15 protein-coding genes are annotated in these 23,567 nt (G+C 43.9%); 1 reads left to right on the top strand and 14 read right to left on the bottom strand.

What is annotated here, in order from left to right:
• Positions 1-4: 4 nt before the first annotated feature.
• The 3 genes from rfbD to rfbB are packed head-to-tail and all read right to left on the bottom strand — an operon-like array spanning position 5 to position 2,878.
• Complete coding sequence (rfbD, locus tag ACMYSP_RS21100) at positions 5-895, bottom strand: dTDP-4-dehydrorhamnose reductase (protein ID WP_434583996.1); 891 nt, start codon at positions 893-895, stop codon at positions 5-7.
• Positions 896-927: 32 nt separating this feature from the next.
• Positions 928-1,797, bottom strand: a complete 870-nt coding sequence (gene rfbA, locus ACMYSP_RS21095; RefSeq protein WP_434583994.1) for a glucose-1-phosphate thymidylyltransferase RfbA — start codon at positions 1,795-1,797, stop codon at positions 928-930.
• A 16-nt stretch (positions 1,798-1,813) separates the two neighbouring features.
• Positions 1,814-2,878 (bottom strand): dTDP-glucose 4,6-dehydratase, encoded by a 1,065-nt coding sequence (rfbB, locus tag ACMYSP_RS21090; protein WP_434583991.1) that lies wholly within the window; start codon positions 2,876-2,878, stop codon positions 1,814-1,816.
• Between the two features lie 1,129 nt (positions 2,879-4,007).
• Here rfbB and ACMYSP_RS21085 point away from each other — a divergent pair.
• Positions 4,008-5,012: an NAD-dependent epimerase gene (locus ACMYSP_RS21085; RefSeq protein WP_434583990.1), complete on the top strand. Its 1,005-nt coding sequence runs from the start codon at positions 4,008-4,010 to the stop codon at positions 5,010-5,012.
• Between the two features lie 418 nt (positions 5,013-5,430).
• Here ACMYSP_RS21085 and ACMYSP_RS21080 read toward each other — a convergent pair whose 3' ends face one another.
• The 11 genes from ACMYSP_RS21080 to ACMYSP_RS21030 all read right to left on the bottom strand — a co-directional run bounded on the left by ACMYSP_RS21080 (position 5,431) and on the right by ACMYSP_RS21030 (position 23,558).
• Positions 5,431-6,807: a TolC family outer membrane protein gene (locus ACMYSP_RS21080; RefSeq protein ID WP_434583989.1), complete on the bottom strand. Its 1,377-nt coding sequence runs from the start codon at positions 6,805-6,807 to the stop codon at positions 5,431-5,433.
• A 2-nt stretch (positions 6,808-6,809) separates the two neighbouring features.
• Positions 6,810-8,141 (bottom strand): HlyD family type I secretion periplasmic adaptor subunit, encoded by a 1,332-nt coding sequence (locus ACMYSP_RS21075; RefSeq protein WP_434583988.1) that lies wholly within the window; start codon positions 8,139-8,141, stop codon positions 6,810-6,812.
• Between the two features lie 52 nt (positions 8,142-8,193).
• The gene (locus ACMYSP_RS21070) at positions 8,194-9,963 is read right to left on the bottom strand and encodes a type I secretion system permease/ATPase (protein ID WP_434583987.1); all 1,770 of its coding nucleotides are present in this window, start codon (positions 9,961-9,963) and stop codon (positions 8,194-8,196) included.
• Between the two features lie 304 nt (positions 9,964-10,267).
• Positions 10,268-12,877 carry a beta strand repeat-containing protein gene (locus ACMYSP_RS21065; protein WP_434583986.1) on the bottom strand — a complete coding sequence of 870 codons (2,610 nt, stop codon included), beginning with the start codon at positions 12,875-12,877 and terminating at the stop codon, positions 10,268-10,270.
• A 1,236-nt stretch (positions 12,878-14,113) separates the two neighbouring features.
• Positions 14,114-15,115 (bottom strand): NAD-dependent epimerase, encoded by a 1,002-nt coding sequence (locus ACMYSP_RS21060; protein WP_434583985.1) that lies wholly within the window; start codon positions 15,113-15,115, stop codon positions 14,114-14,116.
• A gap of 139 nt (positions 15,116-15,254) precedes the next feature.
• Positions 15,255-16,421, bottom strand: coding sequence for a UDP-glucose 6-dehydrogenase (gene ugd / locus ACMYSP_RS21055; RefSeq protein WP_434583984.1), 1,167 nt, complete (start codon positions 16,419-16,421; stop codon positions 15,255-15,257).
• A gap of 246 nt (positions 16,422-16,667) precedes the next feature.
• A complete protein-coding gene (gndA, locus tag ACMYSP_RS21050; RefSeq protein ID WP_032717890.1) occupies positions 16,668-18,074 on the bottom strand; it encodes an NADP-dependent phosphogluconate dehydrogenase in 1,407 nt (468 codons plus the stop codon).
• A gap of 149 nt (positions 18,075-18,223) precedes the next feature.
• Positions 18,224-19,609: an undecaprenyl-phosphate glucose phosphotransferase gene (gene wcaJ / locus ACMYSP_RS21045; protein ID WP_434583983.1), complete on the bottom strand. Its 1,386-nt coding sequence runs from the start codon at positions 19,607-19,609 to the stop codon at positions 18,224-18,226.
• A 127-nt stretch (positions 19,610-19,736) separates the two neighbouring features.
• Positions 19,737-21,113 (bottom strand): phosphomannomutase CpsG, encoded by a 1,377-nt coding sequence (locus ACMYSP_RS21040; protein ID WP_434583982.1) that lies wholly within the window; start codon positions 21,111-21,113, stop codon positions 19,737-19,739.
• 16 nt (positions 21,114-21,129) lie between these two features.
• Complete coding sequence (locus tag ACMYSP_RS21035) at positions 21,130-22,548, bottom strand: mannose-1-phosphate guanylyltransferase/mannose-6-phosphate isomerase (RefSeq protein ID WP_434583981.1); 1,419 nt, start codon at positions 22,546-22,548, stop codon at positions 21,130-21,132.
• 56 nt (positions 22,549-22,604) lie between these two features.
• Complete coding sequence (locus tag ACMYSP_RS21030; RefSeq protein WP_434583980.1) at positions 22,605-23,558, bottom strand: cellulase family glycosylhydrolase; 954 nt, start codon at positions 23,556-23,558, stop codon at positions 22,605-22,607.
• Between the last annotated feature and the right edge of the window lie 9 nt (positions 23,559-23,567).

The raw sequence follows: 23,567 nt of genomic DNA, 5'->3' as shown, positions 1-23,567 counted from the left end.
TCACCTATTTACCTGAAACTTCAACCACAACCCGTTCCACACCCTGGCGCCAGTCCGGCAACGTCACACCAAACACCCGCTGGAACTTTTCATTCGACAGACGCGAGTTCAGCGGACGTTTCGCCGGCGTCGGGTAGGCCGTGGTCGGGATACCGTTGACTTCTTTCACCGCCAGTGCTGTGCCATGCGTACGGGCGACATCAAATACAAAGCGCGCGTAGTCATACCAGCTGGTTTCTCCGCTGGCCACCAGGTGGTAAATACCTGCCACCGCCCTGTTACGCTGTTCTTCGCGAATAGCGATGGCGGTACAGTCTGCCAGCAGCTCTGCGCCGGTCGGTGCGCCGTGTTGATCGTCGATGATCGACAGCGTCTCCTTCTCACCCGCCAGTCGCAGCATGGTTTTGGCAAAATTCGCCCCGCGGGTGGCGTACACCCAGCTGGTGCGGAAAATCAGATGACGCGGGTTACCCTGCTGCAGCGCCAGTTCACCAGCACGTTTGGTTTCACCGTAGACATTCAGCGGCCCGGTGGCCTCATCTTCCTGACGATAGTGACTCCCCTCCCCGTCGAACACGTAGTCGGTGGAGTAATGCACCATCAGCGCACCCAGCTTCGCTGACTCTTCTGCCAGCACCGCCACGCCCCGGTCATTCAGCAGGTCAGACAGCTCGCGCTCGCTTTCCGCTTTATCAACAGCGGTGTGCGCCGCTGCATTCACAATCACATCCGGTTTCACCTGGCGGACGGTCTGAGCAATACCTTCAAGATTTGTCAGGTCACCGCACAGCTCCGTATCGAAGTAGTCAACCGCCACCACCTCTCCCAGCGTAGACAACGAACGCTGAAGTTCCCAGCCGACCTGACCATTCTTACCAATCAGTAAAATTTTCATGATTCAATACCTTGTTTACCGTCGGTAGGTGATTAACGTTCGCTGAGCAGACGTTGCAGATAGGCGCCGTATTCAGTTTTCTTTAGCTTTTCGGCCTGCGCCGCAACCCCTTCAGCAGACAACCATTTATTTCTAAAGGCGATCTCTTCCAGACAGGCAACCTTCATCCCCTGACGTTTCTCAATGGTATGAATGAACTGTGAGGCCTCAATCAGGCTGTCATGTGTCCCAGTGTCCAGCCAGGCAAAACCACGTCCCAGCAATTCCACCTGCAGATCGCCGCGCTCCAGATACATCTGGTTCAGGGTGGTAATTTCCAGCTCGCCGCGCGCAGACGGTTTGACGGCTTTCGCCATCTCCACCACGTCGTTGTCGTAGAAATACAGGCCGGTAACCGCCCAGTCAGATTTCGGCTTCAGCGGTTTTTCTTCAATCGACAAGGCACGGAAGTTTTCATCGAACTCCACCACGCCGAAACGTTCCGGGTCGAGTACCTGATAGCCAAACACGGTGGCACCAGACGTTTTGCTGGCCGCCGCGTCCAGTTTCCGGCCAAAACTCTGACCGAAATAGATGTTGTCGCCCAGCACCAGCGCACAGGCGTCGTTACCGATGAACTCTTCACCGATGATAAAGGCCTGCGCCAGTCCGTCCGGGGACGGCTGAATGGCGTAACTGAAGTTCACCCCGAACTGTGAACCGTCGCCCAGCAGACGCTGGAATGCCGGCATATCTTCCGGGGTGGTAATGATCAGAATATCGCGGATCCCGGCCAGCATCAGAACGGATACTGGATAATAGATCATCGGCTTGTCGTAAATCGGCAGCAGCTGCTTAGACACGCCCTGAGTGATGGGATATAAACGGGTGCCGGAGCCGCCGGCCAGAACAATACCTTTCATGGGTTTATATCCTTATTCAGTTATTCAGGCCAAGACGTTCACCGGCATACGAGCCGTCCAGCACGCGCTGCCACCAGGTGGTGTTGTTCAGATACCAGTGAACGGTTTTCTCGATCCCACTTTCAAAGGTCTCCTGCGGCACCCAGCCAAGGTCACGTTCAATTTTTGCTGCGTCGATCGCATAGCGCAGATCGTGACCCGGACGATCTTTCACAAAGGTGATCAGGTCCGCAAAGTGGCTGATATTGCCCGGCTTCTGCTCCACCACCTTGTCCAGGATGCTGCAAATCGTGCGGACCACATCGATATTTTTACGCTCGTTATGGCCGCCAATATTGTAGGTTTCACCGTTCTGGCCTTCAGTCGCTACTTTATACAGCGCCCGGGCATGGTCTTCGACGTAGAGCCAGTCACGGATCTGCTCGCCGTTGCCATACACCGGCAGCGGTTTACCCGCCAGGGCGTTAAGAATGGTCAGCGGGATCAGTTTTTCCGGGAAGTGGTACGGGCCATAGTTGTTGGAGCAGTTGGTCACCACGACCGGCATGCCGTAGGTGCGGTTCCAGGCGCGAACCAGATGGTCGCTACCGGCTTTAGAGGCTGAGTACGGGCTGCTTGGCGCGTACGGCGTCTCTTCAGTAAACAGATCGTCGGTGCCATCGAGGTCGCCGTAGACTTCATCCGTGGAGATATGGTGGAAGCGGAAGGCCTGCTTTGCTGTCTCATCGAGGGAGGACCAGTAGTGACGGGCCGCTTCCAGCAATGTAAAGGTGCCAATCAGGTTGGTCTGGATAAAGGCGGCCGGGCCGTCAATAGAGCGGTCAACATGGCTTTCGGCAGCCAGGTGCATCACGATATCAGGCTGAAACTCACTGAACTGCTGAGCCACGCCCTGGGCGTCGGTGATATCCGTACGCGAGAAAGAATAACGGCTGTTGTCGGCTACAGAAGCCAGAGACTCGAGATTACCTGCGTAAGTCAGGCAGTCCATAACGCGCACGTCATTCTGAGTATTCTCAATGATATGACGAACAACGGCAGAACCAATAAACCCAGCGCCACCGGTGACAAGGATCTTCATACTCTCTCTCGTTTTCAATAAGTTAAGTGCCATTCAGGCACATTTTAAAAATTTAAGACACGCTACCGCCATTGGCTATCGCAACCAAAGCGCGTAACGCTGCTGTGCTGTAATCACGGCACCGGTCTCAACGTCAACCAGACAGTGAAACGTGGACCTGACGCTTGCTTGCTGTGAATACAAAGCTTAAGTCACCACTTGCAGACTAGTCAGCTTTGCGCAAAAAAGCTAAAAACAGAGGTATATCAACGGATATAGCTCTGTTTTCAAACGTTCACTCTGCACATACTGTGACTTAAGAAACGACTACTCTCTCCATTTTGCATCTTCCTTTCCATCAGGACTTTCTCAATTCATCTCGCTGCCGACAGCTTGTAATCACTACATTCCAGTCTACGCTTAAAACCATTCAGCAAACGCTGGTAACCTGTTGCTGAGGGTTTACTCAAACTTCCGCAGAACTAAACCAGGTGGAATAACCTGTACTCCCGCCAACCCGCTGCACCTTTCTTCTGTACACGAATCCGGCCGACACAAATTCTGCTCAGCCAACCAACGGCCGCAGCTGAAAGTGAGTTTTAGCAATAATGAATCTGTATGATGTACAAATGACAGGCGCATTATAGCTCTGGTCTGAGAGAATAAAAATGAAAAAGCATAGTGAATCCATTCAGGATAGAAATAAACATTATTGACACATCATAATTACACAAAGAAAAAACAATTACAACCAATTGATATATAAGGTGAAAGCTTTACCCCCCCCTCTTTTTACATAGTAATTTGCGAGTGATCTCCGGGAATGATTCGAAAAATTTATAAATAGACACAATATTAAGCAGCGATATCCGCACCCTGGATTTGCCGAAAACATGAGCGGCAAGATAGCCGACATAAAACAACAATAGGTATTATTAATAGGCTAACATATTCACCGCGTGATAATAATTACCATTTGCAATACGGTAACTATACATTGAAAATCGATCACGGCACGAGCAGGAATGGCTAGCGCTACGTTATTTCATCTACTCATACCCTGCAACGGTAAAGCAGATGACCCCTGAGGCAAGCCAGTGTAAAATCAGCAAATATATATAGCGGGGAACAAGCAACCCGGAGGATAAATATGAAGTTTTTAGTCACTGGAGCCGCAGGATTTATCGGCTTTCATGTAAGCAAGCGCCTTCTGGAGGCAGGTCACGAGGTTGTTGGCATCGACAACATGAATGACTACTACGATGTCAGTCTTAAGCAGTCTCGTCTGGATCTACTGCAGTCTCCCCTGTTCACTTTCTATAGAACCGAGCTTGCCGATCGTGAAGAAATGGCGCAAATTTTCGCCACTGAGAAGTTTGAACGTGTGATCCATCTGGCGGCACAGGCCGGTGTTCGTTACTCGCTGGAAAATCCTCACGCCTATGCTGATGCTAACCTGATCGGTTATCTGAACATTCTGGAAGGCTGCCGCCACAATAAAGTACAGCATTTGCTGTATGCCTCTTCCAGTTCAGTGTATGGACTGAACCGCAAAATGCCTTTCTCCACCGACGATTCGGTCGATCACCCGGTATCGCTGTATGCCGCGACGAAAAAAGCCAACGAGCTGATGGCGCATACCTATTCTCATCTGTATGGCATTCCCACCACCGGATTACGCTTTTTCACCGTGTATGGTCCATGGGGACGTCCGGACATGGCGCTGTTTAAGTTTACGAAAGCCATGCTGGAAGGTAAGAGCATTGACGTTTATAACTACGGCAAGATGAAGCGCGACTTCACCTATATCGATGACATCGTGGAAGCGATCATTCGAGTACAGGATGTTATCCCACAGCCAGATGCAGAGTGGACGGTAGAGAATGGATCGCCAGCGACCAGCTCAGCCCCTTACCGCGTTTACAACATCGGTAACAGCTCACCGGTCGAGTTGATGGAATACATCACCGCCCTGGAAGAAGCGATGGGAATGGAGGCCGAGAAGAATATGATGCCAATGCAGCCCGGCGATGTCCTGGAAACCAGTGCGGACACCAGGCCGTTGTATGACCTTGTGGGCTTCAAACCGCAGACTTCGGTTAAGCACGGAGTGAAGAACTTCGTGGAGTGGTACAAAGGGTATTACAACGTCTGAGTTGTCACATCTGTCTTACCGAACCGCAATTCCAGATTGCGGTTTTTTTTGCCTTTTTTAATGCGGTTGATTAAAACTCAATTCAGACAACGCCATGCATGCCGCGCAGTCGGGAAGTTGGTACAAAAACAAAAAAAGCCCGCATTGCAGGCTTCTTTACCCTTCCGGCGCTTATCTCCGGCATCTACATCTCAGTGACGGCAGCTCTTTACAAGGTGTGATTTAACATATCCGACCACTGTATCTAAGACAAGTAGCTCAATTCGGTAATATAAACCACGTCACATTTATAATGAAAACACCTCTGCTGGACCAAATACTGGTCTGATATTTGTCTGGATTATTGTACAGCTTAGTGCAGAGGCCCAGTAAGCCCATTAATCAACGAGATGCTTCCCACTCTCAATTCAAACATAGCTTATCGTTTAGTAGAAAAGTACCCAGCTACCCGACTGAGATCTTTTTCATTCAAGGTTCCTGAATCGCTGAGCAGTGATATCCATGCTTTGATGTAGGTATATTTCGCCTCTGCAAGATCCCGTTGCGCACCATAAAGTTGTTGTTCGGCATTCAAAACATCAACGTTAACGCGCTGGCCCGCCAGCACACTCTTACGCGTTGCCTCCACCTGTGTGGTGGCTGACTTAACTGCAAAATCATAGGCAAGAAGCTTTGCCTGGCTACTAATGCATAGATTAAATTGCTTTCGTAAATCATTAATAACATTACCAACTTGTGCATCAAGCTCGTACTTTGCCTGACCATAACGAGCCGCTGCCTGGCGGGTTGATGCTGCTACACCTCCGCCAGAATAGATCGGCATACTGACCTGCACCCCAATGCTATCCGTTCGGTATTTCTGATTAACCGTGTTATCACTGCTGGAATCATTCTCTGAATGCGAGGCATAAAGTTGAACCTGCGGCATAAAACCCGCCCGGTTCCTCTCCACCTCATATTTGGCGGCATCAACGCCATGCCGGGATGACATTAATAACGGATTTCGCTCCATGGCAATCTGCTGCCAGTCTTCAAATCTGGCCGGTTGTAATGGCCTGACCTGGAACTTTCCGGCACGCAGAGTCTGCAGCTCGTCAAGCTGCTCCAGAGGGATGCCGATGATCACTTCAAGGTCACGTTGGGCAGAATCCAACGCATCCCGGGCTTCAATAAGCTGGGCTTCAGCCAGACTATAGCGAGCTTGAGTTTCAGCAACATCGGTGATAGTCCCCTCTCCGGCGCTGACCAAGCGGTCATTTAACGCTAGTTGCTCTTTATAAGCCTCCTTTTGAGCTTCAGCCAATGCGATTTGGTCCTTAGCGTATGCGACTCCCACATAGGCCGTTATCACTCTCACTGCCAAATCCAGGTATTTACCACGGTATTTTTCATCCGCCATCAGTGATTGCGCAACACCAGACTTATATTTTGCATATGCTTCATAGTCAAAAATGGACTGGGTCAATGTTACCGATCCCGCATAGCTACGGTATTGCTGCCGTTTTGTCACATCACTGACATTGCCAAAAAAATCGCTCGTCTGATATTGCTGCGTTTGCCAGTTACGCGGGGCATTTTGATAATTCAGTGAAACTTTTGGCAAAAGCCCTGCCCGGCCAATGTTCTCTGTTTCATTCCCTGCCTCTTTTTCTTTAATTGCTGCCTGGAATGTTGGATCTTTTTCAAGTGCCAAAGAATATGCATCCAAAATCCCTAACGAATAAACAGGTGCAGAAATCATAAGTGTCAATGCACTTATGGTCAGACCATAAATCTGCCGTTTAACCTGAATCAAAATTATTCCTCAGTCAATGATGTACGAGCGCGATCTAAAATTGGCTTGAACAAATAGCTCAGCAGTGAACGTGACCCTGTTTTAACGAATACTTCGACTGGCATGCCAGGCTTAATATCAGCGCCTTGCAGCATTTTGATCCCTTCGGGCGTGACCGTCACCTGCATCTGGTAGAAGGGTTCCCCGGTCCCCTTATCAACCAAACGGTCGGCTGATACCAGCGTCACCGTTCCAGGTATTTTTGGCGTTTTATTCTGATTAAACGCAGTGAACATCAACTCAACAGGTAGACCGTTATAGACTTTATCAATCATCTCAACTTTGAGACGAGAGTCGACGATCAGTGATGCTTCGCTTGGGACGATATCCATCAGATGCTCTCCGGCCCCCACTACACCGCCTTGGGTAAAAATATTTAGCCCTACGACCGTGCCATCTACAGGAGAAACGATGGACGTGTTACCAAGATCATATGTCGCCATATCCAGCTTATTCTTGAAATCATTGGCATCCATCTGAGTTTGTGCGAGTTGTGTTCTGACTTCACGTTGATAATCGGCATACCGTTGTTCAATTCGCTGCTGTGATTCAAGCAGCTGCTTCTGAAGTTGACCGATTCGTCCTATTGTTTCATCAATACTGCTATTAATTTCTGCGAACTGCCGTTGTGCTTCCAGGTAACGGTTCCTCGGTAAATATCCTTCCGAAGCCAGTTGCTTCATGCTACTCATTTGTTCACGGATGCTACTCAACTGAATTTGTTTGTTAATGCGAGAATCTTGCAATCCTTTTAACTGAAAACGAATACCATCATTGGACTGCCTGAAACCATCAACTTCACTTCGCAGCGCTTGCTGCCGGGAAGAAAAAAGCTGAACTTGCAAGGCAATGATTTCCGCAACACGAGGACTATCTTTGAGCGTGTCAAAAACAGGGGAAAAGCGAATCTTACTTAGGTTATCCCTTTCCGCTAACAACCGGCCAGCCGTTGCCAGCGTGGTGTAATATTGGTCCTGTAAGGAATCGACCTGAGCCTGGGCCTGAACCTGACTCATCTGTACTAAAACCTCACCGGCCTTAACTTTATCGCCCTCTTTTACAGCTATATTTCTGACAATTCCTCCCGCCGGAGACTGTATTGTTTTACGGTTGCCGGAGACCGTAACTGAGCCAGGGGATGCAACGCCCTTATCCAATGGTGCCAGGCTCGCCCACAGAAAAAACCCCGCTAATCCAATACCGATCACCAACCATCCCAGACGGGTAAACCTGCGTTCATCCGTCGGTGATTGTTCGATATTATTTCCCTGTGGCATATTGATCTGTACAGACATACCAACTCCTTCGATTGCTTATGGCGGATATATCCGCCGGCAAGTTCACGTTTTAGTTAATTTGTGATTTTGGAATATTGCCTTGATGCATATCGCTGTTCACCGCATGCGCTGCCTGTTGTTGCGCTGTCTGTGATTTTTGAGCATTGGTAAGAGCCTGCAATACCTGATTAGTTGGACCAAAAGCACTAACCTTGCCATTAACCAGCAGCAATAACTTTGTGGTCATAGCCAGCAAATTAGTGCGATGGGTAATTAAAACAACCGTTTTATTACGTTGTCTGAGAAAAGACACAGCCTGATTCAGCGCTGACTCGCCGGCATCATCGAGGTTCGAGTTGGGTTCATCGAGTACAATCAAAGATGGATCGCCGTACAAAGCACGTGCAAGGCCGATACGCTGCTTTTGTCCACCTGACAATCCAGCACCGCTATTTCCAATGACCGTGTCGTACCCATGTGGAAAATGTAAAATCAGTTCATGTACGCCAGCCAGTCGGGCTGCATCAATCACTTTTTCAGCGTCAATGTCACTGAAGCGCGCAATATTTTCAGCAATTGTTCCTGCAAATAATTCAATATCCTGCGGTAAATATCCGATGTAGGGGCCTAGCTCATCTTTGTTCCACTGATAGATATCAGCGCTATCCAGGCGAACAATTCCTTCATCTACTGGCCAAATTCCCACCATTAGACGTGCAAGCGTCGATTTCCCCGAGGCACTCGGACCAATAACGCCAAGGACATCTCCAGGCTGGATTGCAAACGAAACATTATGCAACACAGCTTCACCCTGGGACCCCGGGGGGGTAGCGGAGACATTCTCGACGGATAACTCCCCTTTCGGCGCTGGTAAAGACATGTTGGTGCCGCGAGGTGGGTTTTGCTCAAGTAATTTAACCAGGCGCTGATAGGAAAGCTTGGCTGAACTCCAGCTTTTCCAGACGTTAATCACCTGCTCAATCGGTGCAAGGGTTCTGCCCATAAGAATGGAACCAGCAATCATCATACCTGGCGTGATATGGCCATCGATTGCCAACCACCCCCCTAATCCCAAAACAAGTGATTGCAATGAAAGCCGCACAAATTTTGTCACCGAAGCGACTCGGGTTGCGCTTTCACTGGCAGTACGCTGACTATTCAGAAATCTCTGATGTAAATTATACCAACGGGACTTTATGTTAGGTAGCATGCCCAGGGCTTCAATCACCTCGGCATTACGCAAATTTGTACTCGCCAGACTACCCGATTGCAAAGCCAGCCTGCTGGCTTCAGCCAAAGGTTTTTTCGACACCATTTCGTTGACAATAGCTAACCCTACCAACATCAACGAACCAATTAACGCAAACAGGCCAAGCCAGGGATTGAAAAGGAAAATTACCAGTAGATATATCGGGAACCATGGAGCATCGAAAAAAGCGAAAAGAGCGCTTCCGGTCATAAACTGCCGCATATTGGTCAAGTCATTTAACATATTCCCGGCATCGGCTGATTTATTCTTAAGATTATCTTCATAAGCTGCGGTGTATACACGCGAATTTAAGCGCATATCCAACTGAGCGCCGATGCGTATAACCACCATACTACGTGCATATTCTAATAGGGCCATCATCCCAAACATGCCTAGCATGATCAGCGTCAGCATTAAGAGCGTGATTTCATTGCCAGAAGGAAGCACTCGGTCATAAACCTGGAGCATGTAAATTGAGGGCACCAACATCAATATGTTGATAAACGCGGTAAAAACGCCGACCGTCCAGAATATTTTACTGCGGGTACGTATTACATCTGCGATTTCATTTCGCGGTATAAAATGTTCCACTTTTTATCCTTACTCTATACGTACCTTGAGCCGCTAACACCCGACCAGGCATGAGAGAATTCTCTTGCCCATACAACTTTACGGCGGCAGATACTTTTTTTTAACTATAGATAACAAAAGTGGATAACAGCAAGCTCATAAAAAAATTATTTGAACAATGTGAAATCGAATGTTTAAAGGCATATAATAAACATGGTAAATTAAGGCCGAATAATTAGATCTTCATCACATAAAAGCGGAAAGGTTACCCTTTCCGCTTTTAATATAATTGCATGCTAAATGATTGACCAAAAAACCATCATTATCATGCGTAATGCAATGTATCAACTAGCTGCTGATGGTTTTGACCAGACAGATAAACAACGGTATCTGAGGAGTCGAGGTTATGGTTATTGTTATTATCAATGATCAAGTAGGAACTGGCAGTATCAGACTGGCCAGACCAAACTACCGAAGCAAGTCCGACTTTATTCGTCAGTGAGCCATTACCGCCGATACCAAGAATCTGCCCCAGCAAAGCAACAACGCCACCAGTGATCCCACCAACCAGCGTCCCCAATAACGCATCAACAACATCGGTCGTGCGAGTACCATAATCAGAAATGGCTGTTCCCGCAGTATTGTCGCTGATAGTCAGACCTGACGTAGCATCAAAGATGGTGTCTTTTGTACTGCTGAAGTCGGAAATAGTGACGCCCGAGTTGACCGTACTGGATTTCAGCTGATACAAGTTCTCACCGCTTCCACCCGACACCAGAGTATTACCCAGCACATTAAAACTATCGTTAGCCGATGTTCCTTCAACATCCATATGGTAGCCACTATTCAGGCCCAACAGGCCTAACAAGGTATTGACAATTGGGACTGTTGCGGCACTAAGAGGAAGGATCTTCAATAGTTGGGTAATGATGCCGTCACCAGTACCACCGACATTAGCGTTAAGATCGAGCCCGCCAGTATTAGCTGAGGCGTCAATATTATGGATGTTGCTATATCCAGAACCTACCGTCAGATTCAGGGTATGATCCCCGGTAACATTGATATTCTGAACTTGGGCATTTGACCCCGTCAGAGACAGGATATTGTCAAAACTACCGGTACCACCGGAGCCAATATTCACAGTACCCAACGCCACGTTACCGCCAAGCACAGTACTGCTGCTTATTAATGAGAGCCCCCCCGCATTCACATCACTATTACTGGTTGCAGTAAAATTAACGTTAAAATGGTCAGTAGCATTTGCCAGGAAGGTAATATCAACACTGCTAGCAGCAGTTGCATTGCCGGTGACTTCTAACTGCGCAGAATTACCTCCTGCTGCGTTAATTACATGCACCTGATCAGCAAGCCCGGAAAGCACAAACCCCTGAGAACCAATGGTTGATGTTGCAGGTTGGTTGACTGTGGTGGTTAGCGTACCAGTAAGTCCCGACTCATTCGATGCGTTGCCAGTCAGTATACCAAAGTCAAAAGTATGATTCGCAGGAGTAGTTGCTCCAGATGTAGAACCAGTAAGAGTCGCTTTGCCAATGTAACCAGCAAGATCTACTTTTTCAAAATTGGTAAACTGCGAGGCGTTGGTGCTTATCGTAACGGTACGTGTAAGTCCAGGAGCCGAAACCGCAATATTTTTGGTGAGCAGGTTTGCGGAGATGGTATCAATACCAAGACCGCCATTAGCTGTAATGTTAGTTGAGACTGTATTAGCCCCATTCGATACACCGTTACCTAACCATTTCAGCGAATCATTACCCGCACCAAGATTAAACTGGCCAGTCGCCGAGGCAACAACGGCATCAGTTGTCAAAAGCACCTTATCGGCACCAGAACTGGCGTTTAAAATTACGCTTCCGTTATTCACAGTAACATTAACGCCTGGGTTAACCCCGTTATCAGAAAGGTTAATTGTTGCTGCGCTAGCACCGCCTATCGACAGATCCGCCAGATGATCGGCAAATTTTAAATTGACGGTTGTCGCTGCGTTAGCGTTGAGAAGGACATTAGTGAGAACTGCAGTTTCTGCGTTGCTGATTTGATGGCTAGCGTTAGTGTTGACTGTACCCGTTGCGTTTCCACCGCCAGCTGTTGTAGAAAGAACCGCAGATGTCTTATAGTCTAAGCTTGTTCCAATAAGATATTCGAACGAATGCTGTTGAGAAACAGTTGTATCGTCAGTTGCTGTTGAATTTCGAAGATCATTGATTATTGCAGCCGCAACCACAGATTTATTAGTACCTAACGCTGAAAAAACAGCTATTTGTTCTGAAGTAGCAGCTGCACCATGGACAATTTTAAATACTTTTGCAATAAAATCATCACCATTCAACTGCCCAACTCTTTTTTGATATTCAGAGGTAAGCAGTTGCTTTTTAATCATATTTTCATAAGTTGTTCCACTGGTAAGATCTGCGCTCCAATACTTTAACCCGGCAGAATCAACCCAGCGATCGCGTCCTAACATGGCAAGATAAGACGCTGCGACTTGTTCTTGCACAGCTAAAGAACCAATACTCGCGGTAGTGGAATACAGAATCGAATCTACTTTTTGGTCAAATAAAGCTTGTTCTGCAAGGACTGATGAATCAAAACCACTGTAATCCAACAAGTTATCAACTACCTGTGTCAATGCAGAAGAAAGGCTAGGAGCTGTAAGATACTGGTTGACCGCATTCTGCGTCGGAGCGCTACCATAAATTAGTGTGTAAACCTTCGTTACAACTTGTTCATTTGTTAGGCCCTGATATAAGGATTGCCCGGAAGCAGAGTTGAGTAAAGAAGTGATATAATCTTCTTGAGTTAATTGTCCATTTTCAATTTTTTGGCCTATACTTTTAAATTCTGTATCGCTTGGATTCGTACCTAGAATTGCATAATACAAAGCAGCTGCTGTGGTTTGGTTCGCAAGTGAAGCCATATCTTAAACCCTCTTGAGGAATCCCCAAATTGCTGAATTTTTTACTAAAAAAGCAATTATCGAGTCGACTGAGAGCATTTAGCATAATTACTCTCTCTGTAAATAAAGAAGGAGAGCGTCATTTTGTCAAGGTTAGTTTATTTATTTTCATTGAAAAACCCAACTATCTGCCTATCTGCTGCCTCCCAATTTTGGTAGGTTAATCGCTTAACTAATCAATACCAGATTAGAGGACAACAATAAAAATATATTTCTATAGATTTCTAAAAACTACACAAGCCTAAAAAAACGTCACTATCATTATTAATTAGTAATAAATCACATCATTTAAAAAATAAAAGCCAACCACACCACAACTTACAATAAAATATAAAAACAGCATACTATTCATTATAAACATAAAACAACAAAGACAACAAAGACAACAAAGACAACAATACAAATAAATTTAAACTTTGCTGACATGCAAATAATGATATACTTTTCTTCCTGAGCATCAAAAATAACTTTTCACTCCACAACAAACAACATTAATATACCTCCTTATAATAAACAACGAAAAAGTGTTTGCTAGCATACGTTAACAATCACAATAAGATCAAGAATGTTTTATCAGCAACCAATACACCCGTTCAAACCTTATATTCAACTATACATTTAGATATACTAATATATAACAATCAGTTACTCAGAAGATGAAATAAAGAACATGTCATAACAATGGCTTTTTAGCCCGGCAATTCAACATAAAGTACATTCATCAAGATATTTAACAGGACAACTCGGGTAAAATAACGTATTTTACTTCTTCAGGGCATAGAGTGGCGTATGATAGATTACAGAGCACGTTTTTTTCGAAAAAAAACATTGATAATATAAATTCAGGAATAAACTGTTCCAGGGGGACATAAAATCCAGGGGCTATTAAATCGAAATTTAATAAATGCAGGAAACTACATGAGGGATGCGTTTATGTGATATCTTGGAACTCCCAATAAGGGAATATAAATAATGAGTATCATTTATCTAACTCAGATAAAATGAACTAATTTAATGATGTTAAATGATTTCACAGAAGCATGTAAGATAAGTATGTTGTGAGATAAGCTATACAATAAAAAATATATCAAGTTGACTATAATCTTTTTTGTTATTGCAAGGTGACCACTTGGGCGATCACCTTTTACGCGATGTTTATGCGATGACTAGTCGCAGAGAATTTTTGATAATACTTTTTTAGCGATAGAACTCTTTATACCAATTAACAAATTTACTTACACCATCTTTAACAGTTGTCTGTGGTTTAAAAGCAATAGCGTCATACAAAGCTTTAGTCTCAGCGCTTGTTTCTAATACATCCCCGGGCTGTATTGGCATCATATTTTTCTCCGCTTCCATCCCCATAGCCTCTTCCAGTGCGGTAATATAGTCCATTAACTCGACCGGCGAGCTATTGCCAATATTATATACGCGATAAGGAGCAGAACTCGTTGCTGGGGAGCCATTCTCTACAGTCCATTCACCATCAGCGTGTGGGATGACATCTTGTATACGAATGATCGCTTCCACAATGTCGTCGATGTAAGTGAAGTCGCGTTTCATTTTGCCATAGTTATAGACATCAATACTTTTACCTTCCAGCATGGCTTTCGTAAACTTAAACAGCGCCATGTCCGGACGTCCCCATGGACCGTACACCGTGAAAAAGCGTAATCCGGTAGTGGGTATGCCATACAGATGAGAATAGGTATGAGCCATCAGCTCGTTGGCTTTTTTCGTCGCGGCATACAGCGATACCGGGTGATCGACCGAATCGTCGGTGGAGAAAGGCATTTTGCGGTTCAGCCCATACACTGAACTGGAAGAGGCATACAGCAAATGCTGTACTTTATTGTGGCGGCAGCCTTCCAGAATGTTCAGATAACCAATCAGGTTAGCATCAGCATAGGCGTGAGGATTTTCCAGCGAGTATCGGACTCCTGCCTGTGCCGCCAAATGAATCACCCTGTCAAACTTCTCGGAGGTAAAGATTTGCGTCATACTTTCCCGATCGGCGAGATCGGTTTTATAAAAAGTGAACAAGGAAGACTGCAGCAGCTCCAGGCGAGATAGCTTAAGATTGACATCGTAGTAATCGTTGAGATTATCAATGCCGACTACGCTATGCCCTGCTTCTAACAGACGTTTACTTACATGAAATCCTATAAATCCCGCCGCACCAGTAACTAAAAATTTCATTATTCACCTTTAAAATATAATGCCTGGATAATATATAATATACAGGGCAAACATGGATGTGTTTCAGGCATCCATGTCTAATGTAGCAAAAGCTGTCCACAGTAACGAATTTGAGACTTAACTAAAAAATTTCAATTCATCAGTCATTACCAAAAAGATCTCTCGTATAAACTTTCTCGGCTACGTCAGCAAGTTCCTCCGCCATGCGGTTAGATATGATGACATCAGCCTCATGCTTGAAATCTTCCAGATCACGAACTACTCGAGAATTAAAAAACTCATCCTCTTGCATAACCGGTTCATAGATGATTACTGGGATACCCTTGGCTTTAATGCGTTTCATAATCCCTTGGATTGAAGAGGCACGGAAGTTATCCGATCCACTCTTCATGATCAGGCGATACACCCCTACCACTTTCGGTTTACGCGCAAGGATGGAGTCCGCAATAAAGTCTTTACGAGTGCGGTTCGCATCGACGATAGCACCAATGATGTTATTTGGTACTGATTCGTAGTTCGCCAACAGTTGTTTAGTGTCTTTCGGCAGGCAATAGCCACCGTAGCCGAATGACGGGTTGTTGTAGTGGTTGCCGATACGCGGATCCAGGCAAACACCTTCAATAATTTGCTTGCTATTCAAGCCCTGGCTTTCTGCATAGCTATCAAGTTCGTTGAAATAGGCCACACGCAGCGCAAGATAGGTGTTGGCAAACAACTTGATAGCCTCGGCTTCAGTCGAATCGGTAAACAGCGTCGGGATATCCTTTTTAATCGCCCCTTCTTTCAGCAGATTGGCAAAACGCTCTGCTCGCTCAGAACGCTCACCGATAACAATACGAGATGGGTGCAAATTATCATACAGCGCCCGGCCTTCACGTAGAAATTCTGGTGAGAAAATCACATTGTCGATACCGAGTCGTTCCTTGATGTCACGAGTAAAACCAACCGGAATGGTCGATTTGATGATCATCACGGCATTAGGGTTAATATCAGTCACATCGCGAATAACGGCTTCAACCGTTGAGGTATTGAAGTAGTTAGTTTTTGGATCGTAGTCAGTTGGTGTCGCGATAATGACATAGTCAGCATTGCGATAGGCATCTTGTTTGTCAGTTGTCGCACGAAAATTCAGCGATTTTTCGGCCAGATATTCCTGAATTTCTTTATCGACAATCGGCGATATCTTCTGGTTAAGCATATCGACTTTAGATTGTACGATATCCAACGCAACCACTTCGTGGTTCTGCGCAATCAGGATGCCGTTTGATAAACCAACATAACCGGTGCCGGAAATAGTAATTTTCATTCGATCACACTTTAATCAGTTAACTGGACAGCGGCATAGTTGCCACCCTGTAATCAAGACTTATGGCGGTTGTACTCCCTGTCCTGATGCATGTCAAGAAACAGACCAGGGATGGTCAAGAGCAAGTAGCAAAGCTCTGATATGAGGGCAAACATTCTTAACAGAATGTATTCAAATTGAGAGAGATTCATTGAAAAATCCCGGTCATTAAATAACCGGGATTTGATTACCTTTGATCAGAAATGGTTATTCCATCCACTCAGTATGGAATACGCCTTCTTTATCAGTGCGCTTATAGGTATGGGCACCAAAATAGTCGCGCTGAGCCTGAATCAGGTTAGCCGGTAGGACAGCTGAACGATAGCTGTCGTAGTAGGCAATGGCTGCAGAGAATGTCGGAACGGGGATGCCGTTCTGAACAGCATAAGCCACGACATCACGCAGCGCCTGCTGATATTCATCAGCAATCTGCTTGAAGTATGGCGCCAGCAGCAGGTTAGCGATACCCGCATTCTGCTCGTAAGCATCAGTGATCTTCTGCAAGAACTGAGCACGGATGATGCAACCGGCACGGAAGATTTTGGCAATCTCACCATAGTTCAGATCCCAATTGTATTCATCGGACGCAGCACGCAGTTGGGAGAAGCCCTGAGCATAAGAAACGATTTTGCCCAGATACAGAGCGCGACGAACTTTCTCTACAAACTCAGCCTTGTCACCAGCCGGTTGCGATTTTGGTCCCGTCAGGACTTTTGACGCTGCAACACGCTGGTCCTTAAGTGAAGAGATGTAACGCGCAAAGACAGATTCGGTAATCAGGGACAATGGTTCGCCCAAGTCGAGTGAACTCTGGCTGGTCCATTTACCTGTACCTTTGTTGGCCGCTTCATCAAGAATCACATCAACAAGGTATTTACCTTCTTCATCTTTTTTAGTGAAGATGTCTTTGGTGATATCAATCAGGTAGCTGCTAAGCTCACCTTCGTTCCACTCGGTAAAGGTAGTTGCCAGTTCTTCATTAGAAAGAGCCAGACCACCTTTTAGTAAAGAGTATGCTTCCGCGATAAGCTGCATATCGCCATACTCAATGCCGTTATGCACCATCTTGACATAGTGGCCAGCACCGTCAGCACCAATATAGGCAACACAAGGTTCACCGTCTTCTGCACGAGCAGCGATCTGCTCCAGAATTGGTGCTACCAGCTCATAAGCTTCTTTTTGGCCACCAGGCATGATAGACGGGCCCTTGAGTGCACCTTCTTCGCCACCAGAAACACCTGTGCCAATGAAGTTAAAACCTTCGGCTGACAGTTCACGGTTACGACGAATAGTATCCTGGAAGAAGGTGTTTCCACCGTCGATGATGATGTCACCTTTGTCCAGATACGGCTTAAGGGAATCAATCGCACTGTCAGTACCAGCGCCGGCTTTAACCATTAACAGGATACGGCGTGGAGTTTCGAGGGATTCAACAAACTCTTTGACGGTATAATGTGGGACCAGTTTCTTGCCTGGATTCTCGGCAATCACTTCTTCGGTCTTTTCACGGGAGCGGTTGAAAACAGAGACGGTATAACCACGGCTTTCGATGTTGAGCGCAAGGTTACGCCCCATCACTGCCATACCGACAACCCCGATCTGTTGCTTGGACATTACATACTCCTGTCTGGTGTGGTCGCTGCGACGCGTTCGCAGTGACAAGAAAACTCAAGTGTAACTTAAACCGCCGAATTTATATAGAATATCAGAAATCATTCCTGGATATGCAATCCCTGAGCTTTACCAAAATGGATAAAATACAATCAATATGCTCTATCGCTAATAAACCCTTTGAATATTGTCAGAAATATAATCTTCAAGTCCAGGAAAACGCTCCAGTTTTGAATGTAAAGCAAATCGAATTCAATGCGCTTCTGCATTTTTTCAATAGTATCAGTTTCTCCACGCCAACCATTGATCTGAGCCAGTCCTGTAATACCAGGCTTAACTTTATGTCTCAGCATATACCCTTCAATCAACGTCCTATACTGCTCGTTGTGCGCCACAGCATGAGGCCTTGGTCCAACAATGGACATTTGTCCAAAGAGAACATTAAAAAATTGAGGTAATTCATCTAATGAAGTTCTTCGCAAAAAACGACCTATTTTTGTTACTCGAACATCATTTTTCTGAGCTTGAATAACAACGTCATTATTTTCCATTACAGTCATTGACCTAAACTTCCAAACCTTTATAGGTTTCCCGTCCATCCCATATCTTATCTGCTTGAAAATAACTGGTCCACGTGATGTTAATTTTACAGCAAGAGAAATAATCAATAACACTGGAGAAATCAAAACAATTATAATTAATGATACAAAAAAATCCTCCAACCGTTTAATAACTCGGTTGATACCATCAAGAGGTGTGTCAAACAAGGGAACAACAGGAACACCATTAATTTCCTCTGTGCGTGACTGTAAAATATTATAGGTAAACAAATCTGGAATAAGAAGAACAGAGCACGTGGTATTAGTTAAAGCCTTGACCAAGTCTTTTATCTTGGTTTCCTCAGACATACTAAGAGCTATATAAACTTTATCAAGGTCTCCATTCTTGGCATCTTGAATTAATTTGTTAAAATCACCAAGATAAGAAATCTCAGAGTCACTCACTATATCTTCATCATAAACGCCCTTAACTAAAAAGCCTAACCAAGGAGCTCTATTAAAACTTTTCAATAAAAAAAGTCCCGAAGGCATACTTCCTGCGACGGCTACGCGTCTGGTGTTAAAACCATAATTCCTTAGTTTTCCGCAGACATACCTAATAAAAGTTCGGCAAATAATAAAACCGATTAAGCCTAATGCAAACCATGAAATAAAAAAAACAAAAGAAATATTATAGACAACTAAAATAGAACTCATACCGAGGGTCAGTAACAAACTTATAATCCAGTTGCCAATGACCAACTGTAACTCAACAGAAATCCTAACGCCACGCCAAGAACGATAGAAATCCGTGATACCCCCTATCATTTGAAAAACAACCAAAGATAAAAGTGGTATTAGAATATTATTAAAATCAAAAAAATTGTTAAACAAATAAAAAGTCAAATAGAAAGAAAAAATAATAATGCTGATATCAGAAAAACGTTGCATCATAGAAATTAAAGATGCATTTGCACGTCCTCGATGGAAGTCTTTCATAAGTAGTTCACTCGAAGTAACGTCGAATCTTACGTAAAGGTTACTATTAAAATAGTAACCTTATCTTATAAACGAATCTATAAAAACAAAATATAGCCTTAAGTTCGAGGCACTTATAAAGTTAATTTCAATTACGAAGAAGGTTTAATATTTCCTGAGTTTTCTCCTGCATCAAGCTAATATCACCTTTAGACTCAACATTTAAACGAACAACAGGCTCAGTATTAGACGAGCGCAAATTAAACCGCCACTCTTTAAACTCAACACTAATACCGTCAATATAGTCAATATTTATTGCACTCGACTCAAAATGCTTAAGGACATTATCAATAGCAGCAGAAGGATCAGCAATTATGCTATTAATTTCTCCAGATGCTGGGTATAAATCCATTCTTTTTTCAACCAATGAACTTAAAGTACATTTTTTTACACAAAGTAACTCGGCAACCAATAACCATGGAATCATACCGCTATCACAGTAAAAGAAATCTCTAAAATAATGATGCGCGCTCATTTCTCCACCATAAATTGCATCTTCGCTACGCATTTTTTCTTTAATGAAAGCATGTCCTGTTTTTGAAATAATAGGAATACCATTTGATTGTTCAACAATATCAACAGTGTTCCAACTCAACCTTGGATCATGAATGATCTTCTGCCCAGGGCTTTTTTCTAAGAAAGCCTCAGCTAACAGACCGACAATGTAATATCCCTCGATGAAGTTACCTTTTTCATCAAATAAAAAGCAGCGGTCAAAATCACCATCAAATGCAATCCCCATATCAGCACCATTCAACTTAACTGCATCAATTGTATCTTGCCGACATTCTGGTAAAAGAGGGTTCGGGATCCCATTTGGAAAACCGCCATCAGGCTCATTGTGAATTTTAATGAATTCAATATCTATATTATTCTCTATGAAAACCCTCTCCAGGGCGTCAATGACATGACCCGCAGCACCGTTACCAGAGTTTACTACTAGTTTCAATTTTCTATTAAAGTTTGATAACTCAATATAGCTTTGCAATTTTTCTATATATGCGGATAGTGTCGAGATCTCTTTGTAAGTACCTCGTTGGGACGCAGGACATTCAATAAAAGCGTTCTCTTCCGCAAGGCGCTTTATTTCGAATAACCCTGTATCCCCACTTATAGGCTGAGAATTACGGCGCACAAGTTTCATACCATTGTAGTCAATAGGGTTATGACTCGCTGTAACCTCAATACCGCCGTCAACATTTAAATACGATGTGGCAAAATAAATTTCTTCCGTTCCTGAAAGGCCAATATCAACAACATTTACACCTGAATCTCGCAAACCATTTGATAAAGCAGTTTTTAATGGCTCACTACTCAAGCGTACATCCCCCCCCACAACCACACATTCAGGTTTTAAGTATTGCCCATATGCACGACCAATCCTATAGGCTATATCTTCAGTGAGCTCAACGCCTAATTTTCCACGAATGTCATAAGCTTTAAAGCATGTTAAATTACTATTCATTTTTCATCCTTAACAACTAATTTTTATAATGATCGGTTACACGAATTACATCATCATCACCAAGATAAGAGCCTGATGCTATTTCCAAGATTTCGAGGGTAATCTTCCCTGGATTCATTAACATATGTTCTGAGCCTGAAGGAATAAAAGTAGACTGGTTCTCAGTTAAGAGGAATTCGTTTCCATCCAATGAAACCTTTGCGGTTCCAGATAAAACGACCCAATGCTCAGCTCGATGCAAATGTCTCTGCAGAGAAAGCTTCGCACCTGGATTTATAGTTATACGGTTTATATGATAGCGGGGTTGAGTAACAATCTTGTCTTGTAAGCCCCAAGGTCTGTAATTTTCTCTGTGTAACCGGTATTCCTTTCTATCATTGCCTTTTAGATATTCCACTACTTTTTTGACATCCTGGACTTTATCTTTGTTAATGACCAGCGTGGCATCTTTCGTATTTATTATAACTAAGTTTTCAACACCAATAGCAGCTACTAATGCTTCATCGGTATTAATATAACAATTATTAGTATTATGGGTAAATATATCACCTGAAATACAATTCTGATGACTATCTTTCGGATTAACTTCCCATAATGCGGACCATGAACCTACATCGTTCCACCCAGCATCTAAAGGAATAACTACTGCATGCTGCGTTTTTTCCATTACAGCATAATCAACTGATTCATCTGGACAAGATGTAAATATCTCTTTATCAATTCGGATAAAATCAACTATTTTGTCAAAATGTAATTCTTGTACTGAGCTTTCACAAACTTCATATATATCTGGCCGATACCTTCTTAATTCACTAAGGAAAGTCGAAGCCTTGAAGAGGAACATACCACTATTCCAGTAAAACTCTCCGGATTCTAGATAACTAATGGCAGTTGCCATATCAGGTTTTTCTACAAAGCCCTTCACAGTGAATGCAGTATTCGTATCTTTTACAAGAGCATTCCCACGATGGATGTAACCATATCCAGTTTCAGGCCCAGCAGGCACTATACCAAAAGTAGCAAGATTACCATTCTGCGCGAAAGGAATAGCACTTTCTACTGCACGATGGAAGGCATCCTTATTCTCAATAACATGGTCAGCTGCAAGTACTAGCAATAAAGGATCTTCGCCATTTTTCATTGCACAAAAAGCAGCTAACGCAATAGCTGGGGCTGTATTACGCCCAACAGGTTCAAGAATGATATTATTCGAAAGTTTATTGATTTGCCTTAACTGTTCCGCAGCCAGAAATCTATGCTGTTCATTGCAAATTAACATGGGATTGATGACATCTAACCCATCGAGTCTAAGCAGAGTTTCCTGCAACATCGAGTTTTCACCAGTTAATTTAAGAAATTGTTTTGGGAAAAGCTCTCTCGACATCGGCCATAGGCGTGAACCAGTTCCACCGGCCATAATTACAGGCAAAATCATAAGATTCCTCATTTAATTAAATTAATGAATAAAACATAACATTGTGGAGAATTTATTTATTTGATTTGAAAATTTTTATTTAAAATACCAAAATGGTGTTCTTTATTATTGGGATCAGTACCATCATCAATTAAATCATACCACCACACCCCTTTAATATATGGTCGTTTCTTAGCTTCGCTCATATAAATATGCAAATATTTAATTATTGATTCAGGTGGGACTGAATTTTGTCCCTTGTAAGAAGTATATCCGAACTCTGTGATGTACAATGGAATCTCTTTCTTCGTTTTTTGTCTTAAGTAAGTTTCATACTTGTCTATTTCATTTAAATTATTGGCAGGTTCTCTCAATGTATGAATGGGATTTCCATAGGAGTAAGGGTGCAATGAGATACCGTCGATATAATTCAAAACCCCCATATCTATTAAATCATCCATCCACTGCCGCTCTCTATCTTTAAGAGGGTTAATCGACCCAGTTATAATGATTGCATTCGGGTCGTATTGCCGTATTATTTGAGAAGATTTTTGAACAAGTTTATAAAACACTTTAACATCGGGTGTATTAGCCCGAAATGGAATCCCTGTCCCATACAGCCATTCATTCCATATTTCATAATACTTGACACTGCCTTTATAACGTTTAACAGTAAATTTTACATACTCTGCAAAGGCATCAATCTCTTCTTGCTGAGTAGGGTAATTATTTTTAGTAAGATATTTATTCCCATATCCCAAAATCAACATTTTTGACAGATCATTTTTATTCGAGAAAAAGTAATCTGATTTCTTTAAGTCTCCATACATTTCGAATTTCTTGCCATCATGTTGAACTAAATTCCATGAATAATCATCACGAACAGAGGTAAATCCATTTTGTCTGGCTAAATTTAAATAAACCTGAGGGTCACCACTATAATGTTTGATATGCAAGTTAACACCCTGCTCAAATGAATAAGAATTGGCAGTATAGACAGCAAACAAAATGGATAGCAGAGTCTTTCTCATTTTACCCTC

This window comes from Klebsiella sp. R390, from assembly GCF_051131745.1.
Taxonomy (GTDB): Bacteria; Pseudomonadota; Gammaproteobacteria; order Enterobacterales; family Enterobacteriaceae; genus Klebsiella.
The sequence above is the reverse complement of the archived record's forward strand: the minus strand, read 5'-3'. Positions and strand labels throughout refer to the sequence as shown.